The following is a 26,238-nucleotide window of genomic DNA, read 5'->3' as shown; positions in this document are numbered from 1 at the left end:
GGCGGACACCCTGCGTGTCCGCCCCACCGGCCAGGCGGTGATCGGGCGATCACCGCCTGGCTGGATTGAAGACTGCATGCCGACCACGCACCGTGGCCGGCGATGCCCGGTATCGATGCGATCCCGTCACTGCATCTCTTGCGGCCAGGATCCGTCATGGGGAACTGCCGGCGCATCGCATCCACACCTCAACCGTTGCGCGCACGTGACATCAATGCCTGCAATGCGACGCACGCAGCGAATGCCCTTGCACATCTACGCGTGATTCATCGCCGCGCATTGCCGGTGTCGCTGGCTGCCCAGCCTGCAGGCAGCTGCGATGCATCGACCTATCGCAACTACAAGCAGGCGCTGCCGCAGATAGCGCTTCATCCGATCGCGGCGCCGCCGATATCCCGAAGGTAGCGCCCTGCGCATTTTTGGATGTCGTTGCCATGCCTGTCGTCTCCCTGTTGCGTCGTCACGTTGCCAATCTCCCGCTCACCCGCAAGTTCGTCCTGTTGTGCACGCTGCTGACCGTGGGCGTGATCCTGTTGGCGGTCGCTGCCGCGCGCCTGCAATACCTGGACCTGATCGAGGCACGCAAGCTCAGTGTCAAGACCGAGGTCGAGATGGGGCTGACCGTGATGCAGCACTACGCCGACAAGGTCAAAAGCGGCGAACTCACCGCTGACCAGGCGAAAGAGGCTGCGCGCACCACCCTGGCCGACATGCGCACCAACGATGGCGTGGACTACTTCTTCATCGTCGATCCGCAGATGCGCATCCTGATGCATCCCAAGCGCCCGGTCGGTACCGACATGACCGACTACAAGAGCGATGCCGGGCAGTACGTGTATCGCGACATCAAGACCGCCATCGACAGCGGCGACGGCTTCAGCTATTACGACGCGCCCAAGCCGGGCAAGAAGGAACAGCTGCCCAAGATCAGCTATGCCAAGACCTTTCCGGCCTGGAACTGGGTGTTGGTGATGGGCGTCTACGCCGAAGACATCCAGCTGCAAGCCTGGGGCTTCACCCGCACACTCACCCTGATCGGCGCCGCACTGGTGGCGATGGTGATCGGCGTGTGCTGGCTGATTGCCTCGGCCATGGCCGCGCCGTTGCGTGCAGCAACCCGCACTGCCGAAGCAATCGCCTCGGGCCGTTTCGATAACGCTATCCGGGTGGAATCGCGCGATGAAACCGGCCAGCTGATGCACAGCATGCAGCAGATGCAGACCCAGCTGCAGCGCTTCAATGGCGAGATGCAGACCATGATCCGCCTGCAGCAGGGCGAGAACATCGCGCATCGCATTCCGGAGGACTTTCCCGGCGATTACGGCACGCTGGCGCATGGCGTGAACACCGTGGTGTTCGAACACCTGGATGCCATCAACGAGGCGATGGATGTGATGAGCGAGTATGGCCGTGGCGATCTGCGCCGCGACATGCGCCGCCTGCCCGGCCAGCGCGCTGCCCTGCATGACGCGCTGGATACGGTGAAGCGCAACCTGTCGGCGATCAATGGCGATATCGCGCGCCTGGCCGATGCGGCCGCGCGTGGCGACTTCTCCGCACGCGGCGAGCAGGGGCGCTACCAGTTTGCGTTTGCAGAAATGGTGCAGGCCTTGAACCGCTTGATGCAGCAGGCCGATGCCGGCCTGGACGATGTGGGCCGCATCATGGCCGCCATTGCCGATGGCGACCTGTCGCAGCGGGTTGAATCGCATTACGAAGGCGCATTCGGTCGCCTGGCCGACGCCGCCAACCGCACTGCGATCCAGCTGACCAGCATCGTGCAGGGTATCCAGCATTCGGCCGAGATGATCAATACCGCCGCCGGCGAGATCGCCAGCGGCAACGCCGACCTGTCCACGCGCACCGAGAACCAGGCTGCGAACCTGGAAGAAACCGCCGCCTCGATGGAAGAACTGACGTCCACCGTGCGCCAGAATGCCGACAACGCGCGCCAGGCCAATCAGCTGGTCAAGGGCACCGGCGACGTCGCCGAGAGCGGCGGGCGCGTGGTGCAGGACGTGGTCACCACCATGCAGGCGATCACCCAGGCCTCGGCGCGCATTTCCGACATCATCGGCGTGATCGACGGCATCGCGTTCCAGACCAACATCCTGGCCTTGAACGCAGCGGTGGAAGCTGCGCGTGCCGGCGAACAGGGCCGCGGCTTTGCGGTGGTGGCGACGGAAGTGCGTGCACTGGCGCAGCGTTCGGCCGGTGCGGCCAAGGAAATCAAGCAGCTGATCTCCGACTCGGTGGAAAAGGTGGAACAGGGCTCGGGCCTGGTGCAGCAGGCCGGCAGCACCATGACCGAGGTGGTCAGCTCGGTGAAGCGCGTGACCGACATCATGGCCGAGATCACCGCCGCCAGCACCGAACAGAGCGCCGGTATCGAACAGGTCAGCACCACGGTGATGCAGCTGGATGAAATGACCCAACAGAACGCAGCACTGGTGGAAGAAGCCACGGCAGCCGCACGCAGCCTGGAAGACCAAGCCGCGGACCTGGCACGCGCGGTGGCCGTGTTCCGCCTGGCACCGAGCGCGCAGCGACAGCATGCTCACCGCGCATCGAACGAACACACCAGCGCAACGCCGGCTACCGCTCCGCAGACTGCGCACGACCACCGGCTGCGTGCCTAGGCGTATTGCCTGCCTTGCACCCGGGCTGTCTCGCGGTGTGCGGCAGGCAATATCGGTAGCATACGTGCCCCTGCCATTGCGCCTGCGATCGTGACGAAACAACAGCCTTCTCCGGTGCGTCCACGCAAGGTGCCAAGGCAATCGCGGGCCGCCTACACCGTCGCTATGTTGCTGGAAGCGGTGGCGTGCCTGCTGGAGAGCGAGGGCACCGAGCGTCTGAGCACCAATCGCGTGGCGCAGCGTGCCGGGGTCAGCATTGGTTCGCTCTATCAGTATTTCCCCAGCAAGGACGCATTGATCGTGGCGCTTTGCCAACGCGAGCGCGGTGCGTTTCTGACCGAGGCACAGGCCGCGCAGCAGGCGACGGACGGCCGCGGCGCGTTGGTGCAACTCATCAGCGCCGCAGTCAGGCAACAACTGCATCGGCCAACATTGGCACGCCTGCTCGACTACGAGCAGACGCGCCCGGTGATCGCCAGCGAGCTGGCGCCGTTCATCGTCGCGATGACCGCATTGGTGGGGCAATTGCTGGCACGTGCGGATGTCCCCACGCAGCCGGATCCAACGAAGGCGATCGACGATGTCATCGCCATCGTGCGCGGCATGGTCAATACGGCCGGCGACCGGGGCGAACACGATCATGCCGGGCTGGAACAGCGCATTGGCCGCGCCGTGTTCGGCTATCTCGGCATGCCCCCCGCGGGGCCGCAAGACCCGCGCACCACCGGCGCATCGCCTGTCTAGCGATCGCCTGGAGGCTTTGAAATGCGAGCAGTCATGCCAGCAGACTGACCGCCGCTGCGTGGATCGGCCGACGTTGCAGGCGTATTGGCGGCGCGGCCAATGCGAGTTTCGCAACGGGCTGATTGCTCTCAGCATGGTCGCTCTGGCCACCTTCCTCAAAGAGCACACGCAATGCGCATTTTCGTCACCGGCGCCACCGGATTCATCGGCACTGCCGTCGTCGCCGATCTCCTGCATGCCGGCCACCACGTCATCGGGCTCGCACGCTCGGACACGGCCGCAGCCACGCTGCTGGCAGCCGGCGCACAGGTGCAGCGCGGCACACTCGAGGACCTCGGCACGCTGCGCCAGGCAGCAGCGCAGGCCGATGCCGTCATCCACACCGCGTTCAATCACGATTTCTCGCAGTTTGTGGCCAATTGCGAGGCAGACCGCCGCGTCATCGACGTGCTCGGCTCGGCACTGGCCGGCTCGCAGCGCCCGTTGGTGACCACCTCTACCACCGGCACCGCAAATGCCACTGCGGGCGAGCCCGCGTTGGAAACCAACCCGATCGCCAGTTCGAGCGTGTTGCCGCGCGCCGCCTCGGAAGAAGCCGCGGAGTCGTTGCTGCAGCGTGGCGTCAACGTGTCAGTGGTACGGCTCCCGCAGGTACACGACCAGATCAAGCAAGGTCTGGTCAGCCACCTCATCGAGCTGGCGCGCGCAACCGGGCGCTCGGCGTTTGTGGGTGATGGCAGCAACCGCTGGCCGGCAACGCACCTGCTGGATGCTGCGCGCTTGTACACATTGGCGGCGGAAACAGGCAATGCCGGCAGCAAGTATCACGCGGTTGCCGAACAAGGCGTGCCGCTGCGCGAGATCGCCGAGGCCATTGGCCGTGGCGTGAACGTGCCTGTGGCCGCGTTGCCGCCAGAACAGGCGCAGGCGCATTTTGGCTGGCTGACGCGCTTTGCCATGCACGACCTGCCCGCATCCGGCACGCAGACCCAGCAGCGCCTGGGATGGCATCCGACCGGTCCGGGCCTGCTCGCCGATCTTGCGCTGATGCGCAACTGAGCCAAGCGACACGTACTGCCTGCAGCTGCAGGCAGCGCTCACTCAGCACATCGCTCTCAGCGCCGGGACGCTGCTTGCCCGGCCGGCGAACGCGCACGTTTGACCGCGTACATCGCTTCGTCTGCCGCATGCATCAGGCTGGCAGCATCGGCCTGTTGGCCCTGTTGCCAGGCTACGCCGATGCTTGAGTGGATCGGGAGGTGTTGCTCGCCGAACACGGCGCCCGCTGCGGCCTCGTGACGAATCCGTTGAGCCACTGCAGCGCATTCGGCCTGCGGATCCTGCAGGTCGTCCAGCAGCACCACGAATTCGTCGCCGGCCAGGCGTGCCACCAGATAGCGCTCGCCCGCTGCGCGTTGCAGGCAATGACCGAACGCCACCAGCACTGCATCGCCGGCGCGGTGGCCGTAGGTGTCGTTGATGCGCTTGAAGCCATCCAGGTCCAGGAACATCACCGCCACCGCGAGCTGCAACTGCTGCGCCTGCACCACTGCGGCCTGCAAGGCCTCGGTCCAGGCGTGGCGGTTGGGCAGGCCGGTCAGCGCATCGCGGGTGGCGCGCTCGTGCATCAGGCGGTGCAGGGTCTTGTGCGCGGTGACGTCCTGCGCCATCAGGAAGAAGCCTTGCATGCCCGCACGCGAACGGCGGGTTTCCGGCACCAGGGTGATCTCCACATCGCGTGGCGTGCTGCCGATCCGCAGCACATGTTCGAAGCTGGCGCGTTGTCCGGCCGCCACCTGTGCCAGCGCGGTGCGGGCGGGAACGCTGAGCGCTGCGCCGAGCAGATGGGTGATGGGCGTGCCGACCAGACTGGCGGGCTCCACGCCCAGCCAGTCGCGGTGCGCTTCGTTGGCAAACAGACAGCGCTGGCTGGCATCGAACTGACTGACCAGCGCCGGCGTGGCATCACTGATGGCCCGCAGCCGCGCTTCGCTTTCGGCCAGGCGCTCGGCGGCGACATGGCGCTCGGTGACATCCTGGATCTGCGAAACAAAATGCACCGGCGCGCCGCTGCCGTCGCGCACCAGCGACACCGACAACTGCGCCCAGATCACCGCACCCTGCTGGCTGATATAGCGCTTGGCCAGGCTGTAGCTGTCGCGTTTGCCGTCGATCAATTCCTGCACCAGCTTCAGGTCCATATCCAGATCCTCCGGATAGGTGATCTGCTGGAAGGTGGTGCGCAGCAGCTGCTCCCGTGGATAGCCCAGGATGCTGCACAGCGACGGATTGACGTCGCGCCAGGCGCCTTCCAGCGACACGATGGCCATGCCCTGCGGCGCGGTTTCGAAGGCACCGGCAAACCGTTCTGCCGCCAATTGCGCGGCGGCCTGCGCCTGCAGCTCGGCGGTGACGTCGATGGCCATCGCCAGATAGCCGGCCACGCCCTGCTGCGCATCGTGGATGATGTTGAAGCACAGGCGCACGCGGCGCAGCTCGCCGTCCTTGCGCACCAGGGTCCAGAGTTCTTCACCCAACATGTCGCCGGCCGCAGCCGCGGCCAACTTCACGTACGACGGGGGCGACAGCGCCAGGGTGGCCATATGCCGTTCGAGCTCGGCCTGCAGATGGAAGCGTGCCGGGCCGCTACCCAGGACCTCTTCGGCCGTATAGCCCAGCAACTGTTCGGCACCGGGATTGAACAGCTCGATCCGGCCCTGTGGATCGAAGGCGATGATCGCCACGTCCTGCGAAGCGTCCACCAGCGCCTGCAACCGTGCGCGCTCGGCCGATAACGCCGCCGAGGCGTCCTTGAGCTGGGTGATGTCATGCATCACGCAGACCGCGCCCAGCGCGGTGCCCTTGTCGCCCACCACCGGGTCCGCATTGCACAGCACGCTACGTGCCGGCTGGCCGGTGGCACGGATCACCAGTTCGGCATTGCGCACGTGCTCGCCGCGCCAGGCGCGCAGCAGCGGAATGGCGTCGGTGGGCAACAGCGTATTGCCGTCGGCGGTATACAGATCGAAGTGCTGCGCCCATTGCGCCGGTGGCAGCACGCGCGGGTCGGCGCCGTGCCATTGCCGCGCAGCATGATTGAACTCGCGCAGCAGGCCATCGGTGCCGCAGGCCACCACGCCATCGGGCATGGCTTCCAGCAACATGCTCAGGGTCTTCCGCTGCGCCTGTGCGGCCAGCCGATCGCGGCGGGCTTCCAGCTGGCTGACCGCCTGTCGCGCCAGCCGGATCAGCGCCTGCTTCTGCTGGTCCTCGAGCACGCGCGATCGGGTGCTGAGCGTGCACAGGGTGCCGTAGGCGTAGCCTTCGCGGCCGATCAGCGGCACGCCTGCATACGAGCGCACGCCGGGCGCGTTGGTCACCAGCGGGTTATTGACGAAGCGCGGGTCAGCCTCCGCATCGGGCACTTCCATCAGCTCGGTGCCCATCACCGTGTGCGAGCAGAACGACACGCTGCGCGGCGTGCCTTCCAGGTCGGTCCCGCAGCGTGCCTTGAACCATTGCCGGTCCGCGTCGAGCAGCGACACCAGCGCCATCGGGGCGCCGGTCACGTGCGCGGCCAGCCAGGCGATGTCGTCGAACTCGGCTTCGGCCTCGGTATCGAGCACTTCCAGCCGGCGCACCGCTTCCACGCGCTGGGCGTCGTTGGCGGGGATCGGCACGGGTGGCAACGGGGCAGTCATGGCGTGGTCGGCAGGTGACATCGGGTCAAGGTAGGTCGCACCAGGTAACGGCGAGGCGATGGCCAACTTAAGCGCCCGCGGCCGCGTTCGTTGACGCGGCCGCGTCGGCATCGCCGTACAACGGGGTCGACTGCGGTTCCCCGGCGCGTGTGCAAACTCTGATTGCGAGGGCGGCGTGGACGCACCCTGCCTTTGTGCTTGGAGTGGCTACCAACAGGTAGCGAGCGGTCGCCAGGTGGGTGCGGACGGCGCGGAGCAACCGGAAGGTACGAGGGGCGCATGCCGCACCGAGCACCGGCCGCGCCCGCCTGGCGGTGAGCACGGGAGTTTTGGCAGCTGCGCGCAGTTCAGCATCGCGACGCCTGCGCAGCGTCAGCATCGGCCAATGTCGCCCGCCGGAGGGGCAGCACACCCTGGCCGGTTCCGTGCGGCTGACCCGCCCGCTGCGCGGCCCCGCACCGCCCAACCACCACAGCGGCGGCGACCCACCAGCGCCGCCCCATGCCCAGTCCCGCCCTTGCTGCCGCTCAGACGCGCCGGCTTCACTGCCCTGCCGCGACCCGCCGCCACCCTGCCGAACAGCATTTGCGGCCTCGCCAGGCAGCCACTACCCTCGGCCGATTGCCCTGTTCTGGAGTGTCACATGCTGCGTCCGCTGTCCCTGTTGATCGCCAGTGTGCTCGGCGTCGCTGCCGGTACCGTTGCTCCCGCCGTCGCTGCCGCCCCGGCCAGCCTGTCCAAGCCGGCGGCCAGCAGCGCCATTCCCGACATCGCCTATACCCGCTTCACCCTGCCCAACGGTCTGACCGTGGTGGTGCACGAAGACCACAAGGCGCCGGTGGTGGCGGTGAGCATCTGGTACCACATCGGGTCCGGCGACGAGCCGGCCGGCAAGACCGGCTTTGCGCATCTGTTCGAGCACCTGATGTTCTCCGGCTCGGAGAACAACAAGGGCAGCTTCTTCGCGCCGTTGGAAAAAGTCGGCACCACCGACATGAACGGCACCACCTGGTTCGACCGCACCAACTACTTCGAGACCGTGCCGACTACCGCGCTGGATACCGCGCTGTGGCTGGAATCGGACCGCATGGGCCACCTGCTCGGTGCGATCGGCCAGGAAGAACTCGATACCCAGCGCGGCGTGGTGCAGAACGAAAAACGCCAGGGCGAGAACCGCCCGTACGGCCGCGTGGACCAGAACATCCTGTCCAACCTGTTCCCGGCCAATCACCCGTACCAGCACGACACCATCGGGTCGATGGAAGATCTGGACGCGGCCTCGCTGGGCGACGTCAAACAGTGGTTCAACGACAACTACGGCGCCGCCAACACCACCCTGGTGCTGGCCGGCGACATCACCGTGGCGCAGGCGCGCGCCAAGGCCGCGCAATACTTTGGCGATATCCCGTCCGGCAAGCCGGTGGCGCGCCAGCAGCCGTGGGTGACTCCGCTGGCCGCGCAGAAGCGCGGCGTGCAGCACGACCACGTCTCGCAGCCGCGCATCTACCGCACCTGGGCCGCGCCGCAGCTGGGCACCGACGACATGATCCAGCTGGATCTTGCCACCACCGTGCTCGGCGGTGGCAAGACCTCGCGGCTGTACCAGCGGCTGGTCTATCAGGACAACCTGGTCGATGACGTGTCCGCGTCGATCCAGCCGTTCGCCCTGTCCAGCCAGATGCAGATCCAGGCCGACGTGAAGGACGGCGTGGACCCGGCCAAGGTCGAAGCGGTCATCGACGAAGAACTCAAGAAGTTCATCGCCCAGGGCCCGACCGCCGACGAACTGCAGCGCGCGCAAGTGGCCTACCGCGCCGGCTTCGTGCGCGGGCTGGAAAAGGTGGGCGGCTTCACCGGCAAGGCGGTGATCCTGGCCGAGGGCCAGGTCTATCGCGGCGACCCGGGCGCCTACAAGAAGGACCTGCAGCGCGGCCAGGCCGCCACCGTGGACAGCGTCAAGCAAGCCGCCGCCAGCTGGTTCGGCAAGGGCGACTATCTGCTGACGGTGTTGCCGGCCGGCAAGGACTTCGACCCGGCGGCCGAGGACAAGGCAGTGGTGGCACGCGCCGCCGAGCCGGGCAAGCCGGCGCCCAAGCTGCCGGCCGCCGCCAGCTACAAGACCGTCGCCAGCACGCTCGATCGCAGCAAGGGCGTGCCGAGCACCGAGAAGTTCCCGGACCTGAGCTTCCCCAAACTGCAGCGCGGCAAGCTGAAGAACGGTATCGAAGTGATTCTGGCCGAGCGCCACACCATCCCGGTCACCCAGGTGGAGTTGCTGTTCGACGCCGGTTATGCCGCCGACCAAGGCAAGAAGCTTGGCACCGCCAGCTTCAGCGCCGCGCTGATGAACGAGAGCACCGCCGCGCTGGATTCGGTGGAAGTGGCGCAGCGCCGCCAGCGCCTGGGCGCGATCACGGCGGTGGGCTGCGATCTGGACAGCTGCAGCGCGTCGCTGGATGCGCTCAACGATCAGTTGCAGCCCTCGCTGCAGCTGTTCTCCGACATCGTGCGCAATCCGGCCTTCAAGACCGCCGACATCGAACGCGTGCGCGGGCAATGGCTGTCCGGCATCGCGCAGGAAAAGACCCAGCCCAACAGCCTGGCGCTGCGCGCGTTGCCACCGCTGCTGTTCGGCAACCAGCACCCCTACGGCATTCCGCTCACCGGCAGCGGTACCGAAGCGGCGATCAAGAGCCTCAATGCCAAGGACCTGCAGGCCTTCCACAGCCAGTGGCTGCGTCCGGACAATCTGCGCATCCTGGTGGCCGGCGACACCACCCTGGCGCAGATCATTCCGCAGCTGGACGCGGCGTTCGGCGACTGGAAGGCACCGGCCACCCCGCTGCCGAAAAAGAACCTGGTCGAGGTAGCCGCGCAGCCCAAGCCGCGCGTCTACCTGATCAACCGCCCGGACGCACCGCAGTCGGTGATCCTGGCCGGCCTGCTGGCCCCGTCCACCAAGACGCCGGACAACCTGGCGATCGGCGTGGCCAACGGTGCCTTCGGCGGCACCTTCACCTCGCGTCTGAACATGAACCTGCGCGAGAACAAGCGCTGGGCCTACGGCGCCGGCACCCGCATGATGGATGCGCAGGGCCAGCGTCCCTACATGTTCTCCGCGCCGGTACAGACCGACAAGACCGCCGAGTCGGCCAACGAGATCTTCAAGGAAGCCACGGCGGTGATCGGCGCCAAGCCGCTGACCAGCGAGGAGATCGAAAAGATCAAGAACCAGCGCATCCGCGCCCTGCCCGGTAGCTTCGAAACCACTGGCGCGGTGCTGGGCGCAATCGAAGGCATCGTGCAGTTCGACCGCCCGGACGATTACGTGCAGACCCTCAAGCCGCGTCTGGAAGCGATCGATCAACCGGCGGCGCAGAAAGCCATTGCGCAGATCATCAAACCCGAGGCCATGACCTGGGTGATCGTGGGCGACCTGAAGAAGATCGAAGCCCCGGTGCGTGCACTCAAGCTCGGCGAGGTGCAGGTGCTGGACGTGGACGGCAAGCCGGTCAAACGCTGACGGCCCGCGCACCCCGCCTGGCTGCGCGCAGCCCAGGCGGGGTGACCCGGCATCTCCACTGTCGACGCTGCGTTATCGGTCGGGCCGGTTAAGCTTGGGCACTGTCCATTGCAGGTGCTTGGCTCATCCGATGAAAGAGATGCCGAAGGCAGACGAAGCCTCCCGCCAGCAGGTGCTCGACGGTTATCGCATCGTCGACAGCCTGCCCGAAGACACCTACCAGGACATCGTGCAGGTGGCCGCCTCGCTGTGCGAGACGCCGATTGCGCTGATGTCGCTGGTGGACCGCGACCGCCAATGGTTCAAGGCCCAGCTCGGCCTGGGCCTGCAGCAGACCGACCGCAGCCAGGCGGTATGCGACCACGCCATCCGCGAGCCCAGCAATCTGATGGAAGTGCCGGACCTGACCCAGGACCCGCGTTTCCGCGAGATTTCCGTGGTCACCGGCGAGACCGGCGCGCGCTTTTATGCCGGCATGCCGCTGGTGACTTCCGAGGGTGTGGCGCTGGGCACCGTCTGCGTGCTGGACACCGAACCGCGCCGGCTCAACGACATGCAGCGCACCGGCCTGCAGGCGTTGGCGCGGGTCACCATGAACCTGCTGGATGCGCGCCAGCACGCCTTGCAACAGGAACGCGATGCCATCCTGCAGCCGGCCGCGGCGGCGGCCGGCCAGGCCGCCAGCGACGATCCGTATCGCCTGGTGATCCTGGAGGTGCAGGAACTGGCCGCACTGGCCGAGCGCCAGAGCGAGCGCCTGCTCGGCCGCACCCTGCAGCAGCTGGACCAGTCTTTCGCCACGCTGGTGCAGGGCCCCGGCAACAGCATCGACCGGGTGACCGACAGTGCCGAGTTCATCGCCGTGCTGCGCGGCCCGGAGGCCGAGCACACCCTGCAGGCCCTGCGCGACGTGGCCCAGCAACAGCACTCGCTGGGCCTGACGGTGTTGCTGGGCGAAGCGCACGCCAGCCGCGCGGACGAACCGATCGGGCAGGTATTCCTGCGCGCGGAAATCGCGCTCAGCGCAGAGAAGGATCGGTATCGCCAGCATCTGGCGTAGGCCTGCCAACTGATCCCTGCTGCGCGCACGTACCCGCACCCCAACCCTTCTGGCGGGAGAGGGGCTTCATGCCCGGCGGGCGCCATGGGGGGCGAGTGCGGCCGTGAGTGGAGAGGCACACCCGCGCGCAGGATTGCGGTCGCTAGCGTGGCGCGCGCTGACATGGAGTCCGGCGCTGCGGCGGCTAACCGTGGCAGGCACCGACCTTAAGTGCAGCAGAAGCTGGCACTGCCGCTAGCTGTGTAAACCCACCACGTTGTTCATTGGAATTGGAATTCGGGAGATGGGGGGCTTGTAGCCGAGGCTGGCGTGGGGCCGATGCCAGTTGCAGTGATGCAGCCAGCCCTGGAAGGCGTTGGCCCGTTGCGTGGAGTCGGTATAGGAGCGCGCATAGGCCCATTCTCGCAGGCTGGTCTGCACCAGCCGTTCCGCCTTGCCATTGGTGCGCGGCGTGTAGGGTCGGGTTCGCAGATGGCGCAGGCCGAGCCGTCGGACAAGGCGTCGGAAGCGTCGTGATTTGTAGCAGGCGCCGTTGTCGGTCAACACGCGCTCCAAGCGCACGCCCAGGCTGCGGTAGTAGCGAATCGCCTGCATCAGGGCCCTGCAGGCGCTGATGCCGCGTTCATCGGGCTCGATGGTGCCGAAGGCCACGCGGGAGTGATCGTCGATGGCCAGGTGGACGTACTCCCAGCCAATGCCGCAGGAGGTGACCGTCCGATCATCGGTCACGCGGTGGCCGGGCTGGCGGAAACGGGCCAGCTTCTTGATGTCCAGATGCAGCAGTTGACCGGGTTGGGCGTACTCATAACGATTGTGCGGCAGCGCCGGCTCCAACTCCGCCAGCCGGTACAGGCCGGCGCGGCGCAGCAACCGCGCGATGGTGCTCGGCGCAACAGGCAACTGCTGGGCGATCTGCCGATACGTATGGCGTGCACGGCGCTGCGCGATGACCTGATCCACGACGTGCTTAGGCGTGGCATGGGGACACTTGTGAGGCCGGGAGGTACGGTCAGTCAACCCTTCTGCCCCCTCTTCCTTAAAGCGCTTGAGCCATTTGTAGGCCGTTCGGACGCTGACACCGGCCGCATGCGCCGCTTCTTCCACGCGCAACCCATGAACAAGGATGCGATCCACAAGCAGGGCTCGACCGCGAGGGCTCAAACGGGCATGTTTATGCAGGTTCATCCGGGGCTCCTGGGGGCTGGGTTGGCTTGGTATCCCCCATCTTCCAGAGATGCCCCGGATGAACAACCTACTGAGGGATCACAGCTAGCGCCGAAAGACCAAATGCCCGCTCCCGCCGGGGCGAGAAGGCACCACTTTCGCGTCATGGGCGCCCGTGTCCTGGAGCGCCCGCGCTGCAAGTGCGGGCCGGGGCGCAGAGCGGGGGTTGGGTGAGGGTACGGCAATCACCTCAATCCCCCGACCTCGCACTGACCGGTGGGCTCTCCCATCGCCACGGTTCCCGGCCGCTGATGCGTCAATGCGCCACCACCGCACCACTTATCCCACCGCGCACTGCTTCAGTTTCCGGTCCGCGTACCACAGCGCGCGGCGCGCCATGTCGTAGGCGCTATCGGCCTGACGCGGCAGCAGCTGCGCGGCCATCACCGGATCGGCGCCGTTGTTCAGTGCGTGCTCGGCGCGCTCCAGATCCGACAGATGCGTGCGCACCGGCGACAGCAGCGAGGTGCGTCGGGCTGCATCGCAGCGTGCGCTGCGCTGCTCCAACGCAACCAGCGCCTCGCGGATGCGGCGACTGGCTTCGCCCTTGAGATCGGGCAGGCTTTCGTGCGCGATCGGGGCAGCCTTGTAGGCATCGCCGGTCGCCTCGCTGCCCAGATCGGCCTGGTTGCCGGCCAGTGCGGGATTGAAGCGCACATCCGGCGGCGGCCGCGCCCTGGCCACCTGCGTCTGTGGTCCGTTGAGCATGTCGTTGAACTTCTTCATGCCGCGATCCATTTCCTGCATCGCCACATCGCCCAATGTGCCGTCGCTCTTCCAGTCCTTGGAAAAGCGCGTTTGCTTGTATTGCACCGGGTTGACCCGCTCCATCACGCTGCGTGCCTGCGCTTGTGCGCGCTCGTCGGTCATGCCCGGTGGCACCGCAGCGCCTTGCGCCAGCGGATCCAGCCGGGTGTCTGGGGGCATGCGCAGGCGGCCATCGCGGGTGTACAGCTGGGCAGCCATCGCATCGTTGGCCGGTGCATTGGCTGCCGCCACCTGGCGCTGCGGCGGTGGGGTGCGTGTAGGCGGCGGTGCAGCACGTGCGGTCGATGCGGCAGCGGCGCGCGGCCGTCGCTCGACCTGCGTTGGCGGCACGACCGCAGCCGGCTGCGTGAGCGGCTGGCGTGGCAGGAAATACACCTGCAGGCTTTCGTCGTGGCGCACCGACTGGCGCGGGGCCGGCATGTACAACAACAGGCAGGCAAGGAAAAACAGGATTGCACCCGTGCATGCGGCTGCAGCCATATGCGGGACAAGCGCTTCCTTCCTGCGGGTAATCACAATGCGGGAGACCGGTGAGGTGGGAGGGTCGGCAATCGCACCTGCAGTCACGGTGCCAAGCGTGCAAATCTAGCGGGCCCGGCATTTGCGCGCGTTCGAAATTCGTTGTCCGGCCAATCGGCCCCAGCCGCCATTCACATTGGACGCACCAGCCACCACCGCGGCACCGCTGCCGGCCACGACGTTCAGGGACGAGCCCTGTGGCGGCTGCGACTGCCCGTGTGCAACTCCCCTGTGCATCTGTTGAACGCCGCGTCTTGAGCACGGAATCGGATGCGGTAAGCGCGCGATTGATGCGAGCACTCAACGTCCGCATCAGGCCAGCGGCACTTGGAGCGGCTACCAGAACGTAGCGAGCGGTCGTCGAGTGGGTGTGGACGGCGCGGAGGAACCGGAATGTACGTGGTACATGCCGCACCGAGCACCGGCCGCGCACGCCTGGCGGTGAGCGCAGTAGTCTTGGTAGAGCCACTGAAGCGATTGAGGTCCGCTTGCAGCCGTGCATTGCAGCCGCCGCACGCAGCGTGATCCGAGCCCAATGACGATGCCCGTGATACCTGCAGCTGATTCGCACTGCATGCCTTGGCTGAGTTTCCATCGCCGGGTACGGCCGGATCGGAGGGTCTGGAGCTGCCTTGGCGGCGTGCAGTCACTCGCCTTGGACGGGCATGCCAAAGTCGACCCGCAACGGCTGGCTCATGCCGCATCACGCGCAAGCAGCACCCAACCGGATCGCAGGCCTGCTGTCCTTACGCGCTGTCGGGCAGATACAACCGCTGACAGAGTTCGCAGAAAAACGCACGCCGGCCGGCCTTGCCCATGTGCTTGCGATACTGCAGCGGCGCGCCATCGCGCGGACAGCTGGTCCTGGTGTGCACCTGGAAGTGCTTCTTGAGCACGGCTGCCTTCTTCCACGTATAGAAATCGAAACTGTATTCGCGCGCCTGCGTGACCAGTTCGCCGAGTTTGCGCGCCGGTAACGCACCCACCCGGCTTTCCGGGTGCACGCGAATCCGATGCAGGACCTCGTTCTTGATGATGTTGCCAACCCCGGCAAAGATGTCCTGGTTCAACAAGGCATCGGCTGCGAGCATCGCAGGTGCCGCGCGCAGTTTGCGGCGCGCCTGCGCTGCGTCCCAGTGGGGGTTCATGACATCCGCGCTCCAGTCGTAGACCGTGTCCAGCGGAGGTTCGATGAATTGCACCGAGCACGCATAAAAGCTCAATCGCTCGCCCCTGGAGAACTCCAGCCGCAAGCGCGGCACGGCGTCGGGCTTGTCTTCGTTGATGCGGTAGCTGCCAAACAACAGGAAGTGGATGCGCACGCTGACGTGCGCGCATTCGATCAGCAGATGCTTGCCCCAGCTGCGCACGGCCAGCACCTTGTGGTGCTGCAGGCGCGCGATGTCCAACTTGCTGTTGCCGGACACACGCAGCATCTTGCGGCCCACAAAACGGGCGGCTTCTTCGCGCAGGATGACCAGTGAAGGGCCTTCGGGCATGCCCCAGTATCGAAGCCTCGCGTGAGTCGGTCGTGATCGCTGCGCACACGCGATCCTGACGGGGGCACCGGCATACCGTGGTATCAGCCAACACCCTCGACGCCATGCCTGCTCGCGCTTCCCCCGCAAATGGATGCCTCCGGTGTGGCTGCGCAGGCTGGTCGATTCCCGCTGCCGAACGTGCCGGCTTCGGCACAGGCGCCAACGTGCTGCAGCGTTACGCCACCCGCTTCAACGCGGTGGAGATCAACTCCTCGTTCCATCGCCCGCACCGCCGCGACACCTATGCACGCTGGGCCGACAACGTGCCCGAGGACTTTCGGTTCTCGGTCAAGCTGCCACGCAGCATCAGCCACGATGCGCGGCTGCACGCTGCCGGCCCCTTGCTGGATGCCTTCCTCGCGCAGGCCGGTGCGCTGGGCGCACGCCTGGGCTGCCTGCTCCTGCAATTGCCGCCCAGTGCGGCATTCGACGCGCGTGTGGCGGCGACCTTCTTCGCCATGCTGCGGCGGCGCTGGGATGGCAGTGTGGTCTGCGAGCCGCGCCACGCCAGCTGGTTCACCCCGCAGGCGCAAGCGGTGATGACGCGTCACCGCATCGCACGTGCCGCCGCCGACCCTGCGCCGCATCCGTCCGCCATCACACCGGACCCCACCACCGGCCCGTCCTACTGGCGTTGGCATGGGAGTCCGCGCGTCTACTACAGCAGTTACGATGCGCCTGCCTTGGCCGCGCTGGCGGCATCCATACGTGGCGCGGCGCAGCCCGGTCATGACCGCTGGGTGATCTTCGACAACACCGCCGCCGGCTTGGCCGTGCCCAATGCCTTGCGGCTGCAGACCCTGCTGGGAATCGAAGAAGTCGGTTGACGCGCTTCACTCCGCTCGCCGCCATTGCCGACGCCTTGCCGGGCCGCGCAGTTGCCTGCCAGGGCCGCTACGCCGGCGGGATGGCAAGCGCACTCGGTCACGATGCGTACCGGCAATCATCTGACTCTGTCGCGCCTGCCGGCGTCTGCGCCGGCACGGTGTCGACGGGGCACACCTTTGCACCAGGCAAGCGGCGCTCTGGCGCATTTCTTGCAGCATGACCGCCAATCCAGGCGACGCCGCGGTGCTCAAGCTGCTCCAATCCGCGCCGATACGCCAACATTGGCGCTCGTTGCGGCGGCGCGCCGGATCACCTGACTGAATCCTGTTGTCCCCACGCGAAGCCTGCCGGCGTTCCGGCACTCCGCGCGGTCCCGCCCGCCACTTCGGTCGTTTACCATGCCACACGCCACTGCCCGTTCTGGAGATGCCATGAGTTCTGCCGCGCCCCCGTGTTGCACGTCGCTGCTTGGCCTGTCGCTGAGCATGTTCGTCGCGCCGTGCACGCTGACTGCCGCGCCGCTGGAGATTCCGGTCGTCACTGCGCCCGCGTCCACGCCGCCCACGCCGGACCTGGCCTATCCCGAACTGTTCCAGGCGGTGCAGAGCGCAGACCTGTTCGAGGACCAAAAGCATTTCGTCGACTTCCTGCCGCTGCGCGACCCGGCGCTGATCAACGCCGACTATCTGGCGCAGCACGACCACCCCGGCTTCGACCTGCGCCGTTTCGTGGACGCCAACTTCGAAGAATCCCCGCCGGTGCAGACCGACGTGATCCGCCAGGACACCGCGCTGCGCGAACACATCGACCTGCTATGGCCCAAGCTGGTGCGCAGCCAGACCCAGGTGCCCGCATACAGCAGCCTGCTGGCGCTGCCGCACCCCTATGTGGTGCCCGGCGGGCGCTTCCGCGAGGTGTACTACTGGGACTCCTACTTCACGATGCTGGGCCTGGTGAAGAGCGGCGAGACCACGCTCAGCCGCCAGATGCTGGACAACTTCGCCTACCTGATCGATACCTACGGGCATATCCCCAACGGTAACCGCAGCTACTACCTCAGCCGTTCGCAGCCGCCGTTCTTCTCCTACATGGTGGAACTGCAGGCCGGCGTGGAAGGCGAGGCGGTCTATCAGCGGTATCTGCCGCAGCTGCAAAAGGAATACGCGTACTGGATGCAGGGCAGCGAGAGTCTCGAGCCCGGCGAGGCCGCGCGCCACGTGGTGCGCCTGGCCGATGGCAGCGTGCTCAACCGCTACTGGGACGAACGCGATACGCCGCGCCCCGAAGCCTGGCTGCACGACACCCGCACCGCCGCCGAAGTGAAAGACCGCCCGGCTGCCGAGGTCTACCGCGACCTGCGCGCCGGTGCCGAAAGTGGCTGGGATTATTCCAGCAGGTGGCTGGCCGACGGGCAGAACCTGCGCACCATCCGCACCACCTCCATCGTTCCCATCGACCTCAACAGCCTGCTCTACCACCTGGAACGCACCCTGGCCCAGGCCTGCGCGCAACCCGGCGCCGACTGCACGCAGGACTACGCCGCACTGGCGCAGCAACGCAAGCAGGCCCTCGATGCGCACCTGTGGAATGCGGCTGGCTATTACGCCGACTACGACTGGCAAACCAAGACCTTGAGCAATCAGGTCACGGCCGCGGCGCTGTATCCGCTGTTCACCGGTCTGGCCTCGGACGCACACGCCAAACGCACCGCCACTACCGTGCGTGCGCGTCTGCTGCGCCCCGGCGGCCTGGCCACCACTGCGGTGAAGACCGGCCAGCAATGGGACGAGCCCAATGGCTGGGCGCCGCTGCAGTGGGTGGCCGTGGACGGCCTGCGCCGGTATGGCGAAGACGCATTGGCCCGCACCATCGGCGAACGCTTTCTCAGCCAGGTGCAGGCGCTGTTCGCGCGCGAGCACAAGCTGGTGGAAAAATACGGCCTGGAAGCCAATGCGGCCGGCGGCGGCGGCGGCGAATATGCCTTGCAGGACGGCTTCGGCTGGACCAACGGCGTCACCCTGATGCTGTTGAACCTGTATCCGGACACCGCGAGCAAGCCGGCGCAGGTCAAACGCGTGCGCAAGCCCGAAGCGGCCACGCGCTGAGTATGCGCCAGCGCTGCCGGGCATTGCCTGGCAGCGCTGGCGGCCTTGCGGTTCTGGCAGTCGGCAACACCTGCGGATCGCCTCACCCTGCATTGCCTGACGGCTGCTCCAGTGCAGGGCGCAGCAGCGTGTTCGATTGATTGCTGCTACTGCACCACCGGCCAAGCGCTGCCGTCATAACCCAGTCGGTTGACGCCCAGCCGCGCGTCGCCGCGGTCGTCGTAGTAGTGGTAGACCAGGATGTCGCCGTCGCCATCGCGAAACACCGATTGCCCGCCCGGCCCATGCATGCTGCCCTGCCCGGCATGGATCACCGTGCCGCCGCCGTTGCGCATGTCCACACCGGCACGATCCAGATACGGCCCGGTCACCGACCGCGCACGCCCCACGGCGATCTTGTAGGTGCTGCTGGCGCCCTTGCAGCACGCATCGAAGGACACGAACAGGTAGTACCAGCCGTTGGCCTGCTGGATGAAAGGCGCCTCCACTGCGCCGGGCGCAGGCCGGCTCGCCAGGCTGTAACGCGCCATGTTGCTGGCCAGCTGTTTGCCGGTGCCCGGATCGAGCTGGATCAGCTTGATCCCCGACCAGAACGAGCCGAACGCAAGCCACCACTTGCCATTGCCGTCCACCACCAGATTGCCGTCGATGGCGTTGTAGTCGTCGCTGCTCTTGGAGGTGTAGACGATGCCTTGATCCTTCCACGAACCAGGCTTGCCGGTGCTGCTGCTGGCAAGCGCAATCGCCGAGGTATTGGTGGCGAACCTGGAGGCGGTGTAATACATCAGGTACTTGCCGCCGTGGAAGGACACATCCGGCGCCCACAGCTGGTTGTCCGGGTTGTAGCTGCGCACCCAGCTCGGCATGCTGCTGAAGATCGCGCCCGCATTGCTGAACTTGGTGCGGTCGGTACTGGTGACCACGCCGGTAGTGGCATAGATGTAGTAACGCCCATCGCTCAACTTGAGCATCGATGGATCGTGCACGATGGTGTCGCCGGTTACCACGCCAGGGCCAGTGGCCGCCCACGCCCCCGCACCATCCACACCAGACACCGCACCCACTGCTGCGCACAACAGTGCAAGCGCACCCACACGCAAGGCGCCTGCAGCGCGCACCGGTTCCCATCGATTGCCGCGACCTACGCGCATCGCTTCTCTCCCTTCGGTTCTCGAATATCCCCTGCCACGGCAATCTAAACCGGTAACGTCTGCTTGAACCCGACGCCGTTTGCAGAAGCGTGCAGGGTGCCGGGCAACGGGATGCGCTGCCAACGTGCACGGTAGTGGTGGATCGTGGATGGCCACCGACACATGGCGAATTGTTCGATGGCAGCCCGGCGTTACGCACTTGCGGACGCCAAGTTGCGTAACAACAGCGCGCGATCGCGCCATCGCATCGATGTGCCTGTTGCTACTCCACTACCAAGCGCAGATCGCGTCGGGGGTTTGCCATGCGCTGCGCAATACGTAAGCGGCTTCTCACCACGGCGCCGGCCTGCGCGTATCATGCGCACTCTTTCACTCCAGGATGGAACGCATGGCCGTACGCTCGCTCAACGAATTTCTTGCCCACTCCAAGGAAAAGGACGTCAGCCCCGATCCCTTCGAGCTGGAAAATCCGCATCTACTGGAAGTGCGCCTCAATGGCATGGTGTGGTCCAAGGCCGGCGCCATGGTCGCGCGCACCGGCAACGTCAAGTTCACTCGCGAAGGCCTGCTGGAACAGGGCCTGGGTAATCTGCTGAAAAAAGCTGTCAGCGGCGAAGGCATGCAGCTGATGAAGGCCGAAGGCCAGGGCCGCGTCTATCTGGCCGATGTCGGCAAGCTGGTCACGCTGCTGCGTTTGAATGGCGAGGCGATCTTCGTCAACGGCAACGACGTGCTGGCGTTCGAGTCCGGCGTCGAACACAAGATCACGATGATGCGCAAAGTGGCTGGCATGCTGTCCGGCGGCCTGTTCAACGTGCGCCTGAGCGGCCACGGCATCGTGGCGATCACCTCGCACTACGAACCGCTGACGCTACCGGTGACCGCCGCCAGCGGCCCGGTGTTTACCGACCCGAACGCCACCGTGGCGTGGTCGGGCACCTTGACGCCGGAGCTGGTGACCGACGTCTCGATCGGCACGCTGTTCGGCCGCGGCTCGGGCGAAAGCCTGCAGATGCGCTTTGCCGGGGAAGGTTGGGTGGTGGTGCAGCCGTACGAAGAAGCCAGTTTCCAGGCCAAGGGCTGATCATGCATGCCCGGCTGCGCGTTGCGTGGCCGGGCAACGTGCTGGCACCGACTTCATGCGCAACGCGGCGTATATCGCGCTGATCCCGGGACTGCTGCTGGCGTTCGCCGGCGCTGCACTGGCCGTGCTCATGGCATCGGAACCATAGCAATGGACATGCAGTTGCGACGGCGCAGATCACTGGCATTCCATCGGTGCCGAGGGATCGCAGAAAGCGAGTCGCACTTCGCCGCCACCAGACACACCACATCCTGCAAACGCACGGATCGCGCCGCGCAGATCAGCGAGCACATAGACGGGCTTCTCTTCCCGGGCTGAAGATCTAGCGCGCCGGTCCAGTCGAAGCGGCCTGGATGCACTGCCTGATCACAAGCGCAGCGACCGGCCTCACACCCAGCCGCGCTTGCGAAACCATGCCAGCGGAATCACCACGCTCAGCGCGATGACGCCCAGCGCCCAGAAGTAGTTGTCGTGCCCCTTCAGTTCGGGCATGTAGGCGAAGTTCATGCCCCAGATGCCGACCAGCACGGTGGGCGGGATGCCGACCACCGAGGCCACCGCCATCACCTTCATCACGTTGTTCTGGTCCATGTTGATCATGCCCAGCACGCTATCGAGCAGGAACTCGATGCGGTCGTCCATGTGCTGCTGGAATTCGCTCAAGGTGGTCAGGTCCTTGTGCAGCATTCCGATGCGCTTGGCCGCATCGGCGGCAAACCAGTCCGGCGCGGCGCCATCCAGATAGGTGATCAGGCGCAGCATGCCCTGCCCGGCGTTGTGCAGCCCACCCAGCTGGCGGCCCATGCCGCCGACCTGGTGCAGCATACGCTCCAGGTCACGGGTTTTGTGCGGCTTGTCGAACACCTGCCGGGTGGTCTCGGTGACCTGGGCTTCGAGCGCCTCCAGCCGGTCTGCCAGGCGCCCGACCAAGTGATCGAACATGCGCAGCAGCAAGTCGTCGGAACTGTGGCAGGGCTCGTGCTCCAGCCGCGCAGTCAAGGCCTCCAGCGAGCCGATGCGCTGCTCGCGCAGGGTCACCAGCATGGTCGGCGACAGCGCAAAGCCCAGCGGTGCGGTCGGGCCATCGTCGTCCTGGAACCGCGGCACGTTGAGAAACAGCACATCGCCCTGGCGACGTACCCGGCTACTGAATTCGATCTCGCCGATGGCCGCACGATCCGGCAGCGCAAATCCCACCCGCTTGGCGGTGTCGTCCAACTCCTGCGGGGTCGGCTGGCACAGGTCGACCCAGTACCCCTGTGCGTGATGGGTTCCGGCAATCGGGTGGATCGTGATCATGCGGCAGGCCGTGGCGGTGGATGGCCGCGAGCATCCGGCCCCGCCTCATCGGCGTCAACGCCAACGCACCAGCACGCTCAGCTGACAGTGGCCTTCATCGCCGCGATGTGCAGCCGCGCCCGCATCGTCCGGTCGTGCCGGGCCTGCGTTGCAGTCCTCGTCGAGCAAGCTCGACTAAAGTGGCGGCGCACAGGGCGATGTCCGGATCGGCAGTGCAATACCGCAACGATCACGCCGGCACATTGCGCCGTGCCGGCCCTGCCACGCAGACCGCTCAGGCACGGATCTGCCGCTGCTTCACCGCATAGCCGATCGCCAGGATCAGGAACCACACCGGGCTGGCCAGCAGGGCCTGGCGCGTATCGGCCTGCAAGGTCAGCAACACGATGACGAAGGCAAAGAACGCCAGGCACACGTAGCACATCAACACGCCGCCAGGCATCTTGAACGCCGAGGCCGCGTGCTGCTCCGGGCGCTTGCGCCGATACGCGATGTAGGCGCACAGGATCAGCGACCACACGAACATGAAAAGCACTGCCGACAACGTCGTGACCAGCGTGAACGCAGTGACCAGGTTGGGAATCAGGTACACCAGCATCGCGCCCAGCAACAGGCATACGCAGGAGAACAGCAGCCCACGCGCCGGCACCGCTGCACGCGAGAGCTTGGCGAACCCCTTCGGCGCATGCCGTTCTTCGGCCAGGCCGTAGAGCATGCGGCTGGTGGAAAAGATGCCGCTATTGGCCGACGAGGTGGCCGAGGTCAACACCACGAAGTTGATCAGGCTCGCCGCGGCCGGCACACCGGCCAGCACGAACAACTCCACGAACGGGCTCTTGTCGGCCACCACCTGGCGCCACGGCGTGACCGCCATGATGGCGATCAGCGCCAACACGTAGAAGATCAGGATCCGCACCGGAATCGAGTTGATCGCCTTGGGCAGATTGCGGCGCGGGTCGGCGGTTTCCGCGGCGGTGGTACCTACCAGCTCGATACCGACGAAGGCGAACACCGCGATCTGGAAACCGGCGAAGAATCCGCCGATGCCCATCGGGAACATGCCGCCGTCGTTCCACAGATTGCTCAGCGAGGCCACGTTGCCCGACGGCGAGCGGAAGCCCCACGCCACCAAACCTGCGCCGGTGACGATCAATGCGCAGATGGCGATGATCTTGATCAGCGCAAACCAGAACTCCATCTCGCCGAACAGTTTCACCGTCACAAGATTCAGTGCCAGCAGCAACAGCACACACGCAATCGCCGGAATCCACGGCGCCAGGCCGGGAAACCAGAACTGCGCGTAGGCGGCAATGGCGATCACGTCGGCGATGGCAGTGATGATCCAGCAGAACCAATACGTCCACCCGCAGAAGAATCCAGCCCAGGGGCCGAGCAGATCGGTGGAGAAGTCGATAAACGATTTGTAGTCCAGGTTGGACAGCAGCAGCTCGCCCATCGCGCGCATCACGAAGAACAGCATCGCGCCGATGATGAGATAGACGAACAGGATCGACGGCCCGGCCAGACTGATCGTCTTGCCCGATCCCATGAACAAGCCGGTGCCGATCGCCCCGCCAATCGCGATCAACTGCAGGTGGCGATTGGACAGGCTGCGTTGCAGATGCTCGGGTGCGGACGGATCGGACATGGGCACGGCACCGACAAGTGAACAAGCCGTCAAAAATACGAGATCGCGCCGGCTGGCACCAGGGGTGATGAAGAACGTACGGCGCGGCAACCGTCCGGCCAGTCGCGTTGCTCCGTCATGGTGCGCAAGGATGCGTGTCCAGCAATCCGGCCCGCCATGCGCCGGCCAGACGATGGCGACGCCAATACCGGCCGACCACCGGACGATCAAGACCGGCAGCCCATGACCTCGAACCGATAGCACGCAACATTCGTGCACCATCAGGTACTTCCAGGCCTGAGGTGCGCTACGCGGCAGTTCCCCGCGGGCCGTGAACAACGGCACAGCGGGCCGCCCTGTGCTTGATTGCATCACAGCGGCGCCGCATCTCGCTTAAACAGCGATCCCCATTCCAGTGCGGCCCCATACCTGTCATCGCATACACACTCCTGCCCGCTTCCTTGACCCGGCGCACGGACCGCAGCCGGCAAGAGCTGGTTTCCTGCGCAGCCGTCACCCAGGAGACTCACATGCATCCACGCACCCCTCTGGTTCTCGCACTTGCGTTGCTGGCCCCCGTCACCGCCTTGGCCGTCCAGGTCGACACGCGCGGGCACCTGATGGACGCGCAAGGCCAGCCACTACAGATTCGCGGAACGACCTGGCCGGGGTTTGATCGCGCCGGACTTGCGATCGCCGGTTTGCGTAATAACACACTGGCACAACTGCTGGATCAGATGCAGGCGGCGGACATCAATGCCGTACGGCTGCCGCTCTGCGCAGCGGTGCTGCAGAGCAGGCCCGTCACCGCCTCGGATGTCACCGGCGACCGCGCATTGGCAGGCTTGAATTCGCTGCAACTGCTCGATGCGGTGGTACATGCAGCCAGTCAACGTGGGCTACAGGTCATGTTCGCACTCGCCGATGGCCGTTGCGACGACAGTGCGCCACAGCTTGGCACGCAACCGCAGGCATGGACACACGGCCTGACCACGCTCGCGCGCCGCTACGGCGCAAATCCTGCGGTGATCGGCGTCGATCTGGGGAGCAGTGGGTATCGCAATGCCAACTGGGCAGGCACTGTCGCAGACGCCGACTGGAACCGCGTGGCGTCGCGCGCCGCGGCAGCGGTGCTCGCGGTGGCGCCGCGCTGGGTGGTGGGTGTCGAAGGCGTCGGCAGCAATGCGGTGTGCAGCGACACTGCACGCAAGGCTGCGGGCAGTAATCTGCAGCCGCTGGCATGCGTGCCATTGCGCATCCCGGCGCGGCAGCTGGTCTTGATGCCCAAACTGGCCGGGCCGGATCGCGACGCGGCAGAAGCGTTTACAGCACCGGACTTTGCACAGGCACTGCCTGCCGCCTGGCAGCGCGATTTCGGCACGTTTGCGGCCGATCACGCGGTGGTGCCGGTCAGTCTGGGCGGTGGCCTGGGCGATGGCGATCCCCGTGACCCGGCATGGCAGGCCGCATTGAGCGGCTATCTAGCCAACAGCGGACTGCGCAGCGCGTTCCTGGGCAGCTGGGAGGTGGGCAATGCCAACAACGGCGGGCTGCTTGCGCCCGATGGCAGCCCGCGGCCAGACAAGCTGCAACTGCTGCACCGGGCGTGGGGCATGACACCCGTGGCAGGCGTCGCTGCAGTGGCAAACACCGCCAGTAGCAAGAACGCGAGTAAAGCCAGCACCTGGAACAGCACCTTCACCGGAACTGCGACGTACACCGGTTCGGGGTACTCGGGCGGTGCGCTGTTGCTGGACCCGATTCCCAGCACCGCTTTCATCACCGCGCTCAATCCAACGCAGCTGAACTTCGGCGGCGTGAAAGCGGCGATGGCCGGCGCCTACCTCGAGGTGACCGGCCCCAAGGGCAAAACCACGGTCTACGTGACCGACCTGTATCCGGAAGGTGCCTCCGGCGGGCTGGACCTATCGCACAACGCTTTTGCTGCGATCGGTGACATGGTGGACGGGCGCATCCCGATCAGCTGGAAGGTGGTACGCGCTCCGGTGACCGGCAGCGTGCAATACCGCATCAAGGAAGGCAGTTCCCGCTGGTGGGCAGCGATCCAGGTGCGCAACCATGCCTATCCGGTGGTGAAGTTCGAAGTGAAACAGGGCAGCACCTGGAAGAGCCTGCAGAAGATGGACTACAACCACTTCCTGGGCGAACAGCTGGGCAACCAGCCCTTGTCCATCCGCATCACCGATATTCGTGGCAAGAGCGTGGTCGATACCATTCCGGCGCTCTACGAAGATGGCAGCCACCCGGCGTACTTCCAGCCTGGGCATGTGCAATTCCCCTGACCGCTCTGACCAGGCGGCGTGCGTGCCGCCTGGTGCTCGGTCCGGAATCCCACTACTACGCCGCGCGACACGTGGGTGATGCAGGTCGCTGATTCGGTATGGGCATTTGCTGTAACAGGTTG

General features: G+C 66.0%; 17 protein-coding genes and 2 other RNA genes. 10 read left to right on the top strand and 9 right to left on the bottom strand.

Features of this window, described 5'->3' with window-relative positions; all coding sequences use genetic code 11:
• The first annotated feature begins 102 nt into the window (after positions 1–102).
• From A7D17_RS12600 to A7D17_RS12585, 4 genes are all read left to right on the top strand, one after another.
• Positions 103–405: a hypothetical protein gene (locus tag A7D17_RS12600; RefSeq protein WP_153041942.1), complete on the top strand. Its 303-nt coding sequence runs from the start codon at positions 103–105 to the stop codon at positions 403–405.
• A 47-nt stretch (positions 406–452) separates the two neighbouring features.
• Complete coding sequence (locus A7D17_RS12595; RefSeq protein WP_239692183.1) at positions 453–2,639, top strand: methyl-accepting chemotaxis protein; 2,187 nt, start codon at positions 453–455, stop codon at positions 2,637–2,639.
• 114 nt (positions 2,640–2,753) lie between these two features.
• A complete protein-coding gene (locus A7D17_RS12590) occupies positions 2,754–3,383 on the top strand; it encodes a TetR/AcrR family transcriptional regulator (protein WP_239692179.1) in 630 nt (209 codons plus the stop codon).
• A gap of 171 nt (positions 3,384–3,554) precedes the next feature.
• Positions 3,555–4,442 (top strand): SDR family oxidoreductase, encoded by an 888-nt coding sequence (locus A7D17_RS12585; protein WP_064509395.1) that lies wholly within the window; start codon positions 3,555–3,557, stop codon positions 4,440–4,442.
• Between the two features lie 56 nt (positions 4,443–4,498).
• On the opposite strand, the gene A7D17_RS12580 is transcribed toward A7D17_RS12585, so the two are convergent.
• Both A7D17_RS12580 and A7D17_RS12575 read right to left on the bottom strand, forming a co-directional pair.
• Complete coding sequence (locus A7D17_RS12580) at positions 4,499–7,195, bottom strand: PAS domain S-box protein (RefSeq protein ID WP_064509394.1); 2,697 nt, start codon at positions 7,193–7,195, stop codon at positions 4,499–4,501.
• A gap of 94 nt (positions 7,196–7,289) precedes the next feature.
• A non-coding RNA gene (locus tag A7D17_RS12575) (sX9 sRNA) lies at positions 7,290–7,365 on the bottom strand.
• Positions 7,366–7,727: 362 nt separating this feature from the next.
• Here A7D17_RS12575 and A7D17_RS12570 point away from each other — a divergent pair.
• On the top strand, positions 7,728–10,607 hold the full coding sequence (locus tag A7D17_RS12570) for a M16 family metallopeptidase (protein ID WP_064509393.1): 2,880 nt from the start codon (positions 7,728–7,730) through the stop codon (positions 10,605–10,607).
• Positions 10,608–10,737: 130 nt separating this feature from the next.
• The gene (locus A7D17_RS12565) at positions 10,738–11,667 is read left to right on the top strand and encodes a GAF domain-containing protein (protein WP_064509392.1); all 930 of its coding nucleotides are present in this window, start codon (positions 10,738–10,740) and stop codon (positions 11,665–11,667) included.
• Between the two features lie 234 nt (positions 11,668–11,901).
• On the opposite strand, the gene A7D17_RS12560 is transcribed toward A7D17_RS12565, so the two are convergent.
• The 4 genes from A7D17_RS12560 to A7D17_RS12545 all read right to left on the bottom strand — a co-directional run bounded on the left by A7D17_RS12560 (position 11,902) and on the right by A7D17_RS12545 (position 15,677).
• Positions 11,902–12,852, bottom strand: coding sequence for an IS481 family transposase (locus A7D17_RS12560; RefSeq protein ID WP_064509391.1), 951 nt, complete (start codon positions 12,850–12,852; stop codon positions 11,902–11,904).
• Between the two features lie 318 nt (positions 12,853–13,170).
• Entirely contained in the window at positions 13,171–14,175 is a 1,005-nt protein-coding gene (locus tag A7D17_RS12555) for a hypothetical protein (RefSeq protein WP_161946545.1), read from the bottom strand.
• Between the two features lie 337 nt (positions 14,176–14,512).
• A non-coding RNA gene (locus A7D17_RS12550) (sX9 sRNA) lies at positions 14,513–14,586 on the bottom strand.
• Between the two features lie 338 nt (positions 14,587–14,924).
• Positions 14,925–15,677 carry a DNA-formamidopyrimidine glycosylase family protein gene (locus tag A7D17_RS12545; RefSeq protein ID WP_064509389.1) on the bottom strand — a complete coding sequence of 251 codons (753 nt, stop codon included), beginning with the start codon at positions 15,675–15,677 and terminating at the stop codon, positions 14,925–14,927.
• A gap of 104 nt (positions 15,678–15,781) precedes the next feature.
• On the opposite strand from A7D17_RS12545, the gene A7D17_RS12540 reads away from it, so the two are divergent.
• Together A7D17_RS12540 and treA are read left to right on the top strand one after the other, a co-directional pair.
• Positions 15,782–16,546 carry a DUF72 domain-containing protein gene (locus A7D17_RS12540; RefSeq protein WP_064509388.1) on the top strand — a complete coding sequence of 255 codons (765 nt, stop codon included), beginning with the start codon at positions 15,782–15,784 and terminating at the stop codon, positions 16,544–16,546.
• A gap of 432 nt (positions 16,547–16,978) precedes the next feature.
• Positions 16,979–18,652, top strand: coding sequence for an alpha,alpha-trehalase TreA (gene treA, locus A7D17_RS12535; protein WP_064509387.1), 1,674 nt, complete (start codon positions 16,979–16,981; stop codon positions 18,650–18,652).
• A gap of 146 nt (positions 18,653–18,798) precedes the next feature.
• On the opposite strand, the gene A7D17_RS12530 is transcribed toward treA, so the two are convergent.
• On the bottom strand, positions 18,799–19,803 hold the full coding sequence (locus tag A7D17_RS12530; protein ID WP_082861948.1) for a family 43 glycosylhydrolase: 1,005 nt from the start codon (positions 19,801–19,803) through the stop codon (positions 18,799–18,801).
• 388 nt (positions 19,804–20,191) lie between these two features.
• Here A7D17_RS12530 and A7D17_RS12525 point away from each other — a divergent pair, with 388 nt between their 5' ends.
• The gene (locus tag A7D17_RS12525; RefSeq protein WP_064509436.1) at positions 20,192–20,887 is read left to right on the top strand and encodes an AIM24 family protein; all 696 of its coding nucleotides are present in this window, start codon (positions 20,192–20,194) and stop codon (positions 20,885–20,887) included.
• A gap of 387 nt (positions 20,888–21,274) precedes the next feature.
• Here the strand turns inward: A7D17_RS12525 and A7D17_RS12520 are convergent, their stop codons facing one another.
• Complete coding sequence (locus tag A7D17_RS12520; protein ID WP_064509386.1) at positions 21,275–22,186, bottom strand: CorA family divalent cation transporter; 912 nt, start codon at positions 22,184–22,186, stop codon at positions 21,275–21,277.
• A 274-nt stretch (positions 22,187–22,460) separates the two neighbouring features.
• Complete coding sequence (gene cycA, locus A7D17_RS12515) at positions 22,461–23,834, bottom strand: D-serine/D-alanine/glycine transporter (protein WP_064509385.1); 1,374 nt, start codon at positions 23,832–23,834, stop codon at positions 22,461–22,463.
• A gap of 509 nt (positions 23,835–24,343) precedes the next feature.
• On the opposite strand from cycA, the gene A7D17_RS12510 reads away from it, so the two are divergent.
• Complete coding sequence (locus tag A7D17_RS12510; RefSeq protein WP_064509384.1) at positions 24,344–26,116, top strand: expansin EXLX1 family cellulose-binding protein; 1,773 nt, start codon at positions 24,344–24,346, stop codon at positions 26,114–26,116.
• Positions 26,117–26,238: the final 122 nt, after the last annotated feature.

The sequence above is a fragment of the Xanthomonas floridensis genome (assembly GCF_001642575.1).
GTDB lineage: Bacteria > Pseudomonadota > Gammaproteobacteria > Xanthomonadales > Xanthomonadaceae > Xanthomonas > Xanthomonas floridensis.
The sequence above is the reverse complement of the archived record's forward strand: the minus strand, read 5'-3'. Positions and strand labels throughout refer to the sequence as shown.

Coding starts and splice junctions, on each gene's coding strand:
- A7D17_RS12600 (WP_153041942.1), top strand. CDS start 103: ATGCCCGGTATCGATGCGATCCCGTCACTGCATCTCTTGCGGCCAGGA.
- A7D17_RS12585 (WP_064509395.1), top strand. CDS start 3,555: ATGCGCATTTTCGTCACCGGCGCCACCGGATTCATCGGCACTGCCGTC.
- A7D17_RS12580 (WP_064509394.1), bottom strand. CDS start 7,195: ATGCCGACGCGGCCGCGTCAACGAACGCGGCCGCGGGCGCTTAAGTTG.
- A7D17_RS12570 (WP_064509393.1), top strand. CDS start 7,728: ATGCTGCGTCCGCTGTCCCTGTTGATCGCCAGTGTGCTCGGCGTCGCT.
- A7D17_RS12565 (WP_064509392.1), top strand. CDS start 10,738: ATGAAAGAGATGCCGAAGGCAGACGAAGCCTCCCGCCAGCAGGTGCTC.
- A7D17_RS12560 (WP_064509391.1), bottom strand. CDS start 12,852: ATGAACCTGCATAAACATGCCCGTTTGAGCCCTCGCGGTCGAGCCCTG.
- A7D17_RS12545 (WP_064509389.1), bottom strand. CDS start 15,677: ATGCCCGAAGGCCCTTCACTGGTCATCCTGCGCGAAGAAGCCGCCCGT.
- A7D17_RS12540 (WP_064509388.1), top strand. CDS start 15,782: ATGCCTGCTCGCGCTTCCCCCGCAAATGGATGCCTCCGGTGTGGCTGC.
- treA (WP_064509387.1), top strand. CDS start 16,979: ATGAGTTCTGCCGCGCCCCCGTGTTGCACGTCGCTGCTTGGCCTGTCG.
- A7D17_RS12530 (WP_082861948.1), bottom strand. CDS start 19,803: ATGCGCGTAGGTCGCGGCAATCGATGGGAACCGGTGCGCGCTGCAGGC.
- A7D17_RS12525 (WP_064509436.1), top strand. CDS start 20,192: ATGGCCGTACGCTCGCTCAACGAATTTCTTGCCCACTCCAAGGAAAAG.
- A7D17_RS12520 (WP_064509386.1), bottom strand. CDS start 22,186: ATGATCACGATCCACCCGATTGCCGGAACCCATCACGCACAGGGGTAC.
- cycA (WP_064509385.1), bottom strand. CDS start 23,834: ATGTCCGATCCGTCCGCACCCGAGCATCTGCAACGCAGCCTGTCCAAT.
- A7D17_RS12510 (WP_064509384.1), top strand. CDS start 24,344: ATGCATCCACGCACCCCTCTGGTTCTCGCACTTGCGTTGCTGGCCCCC.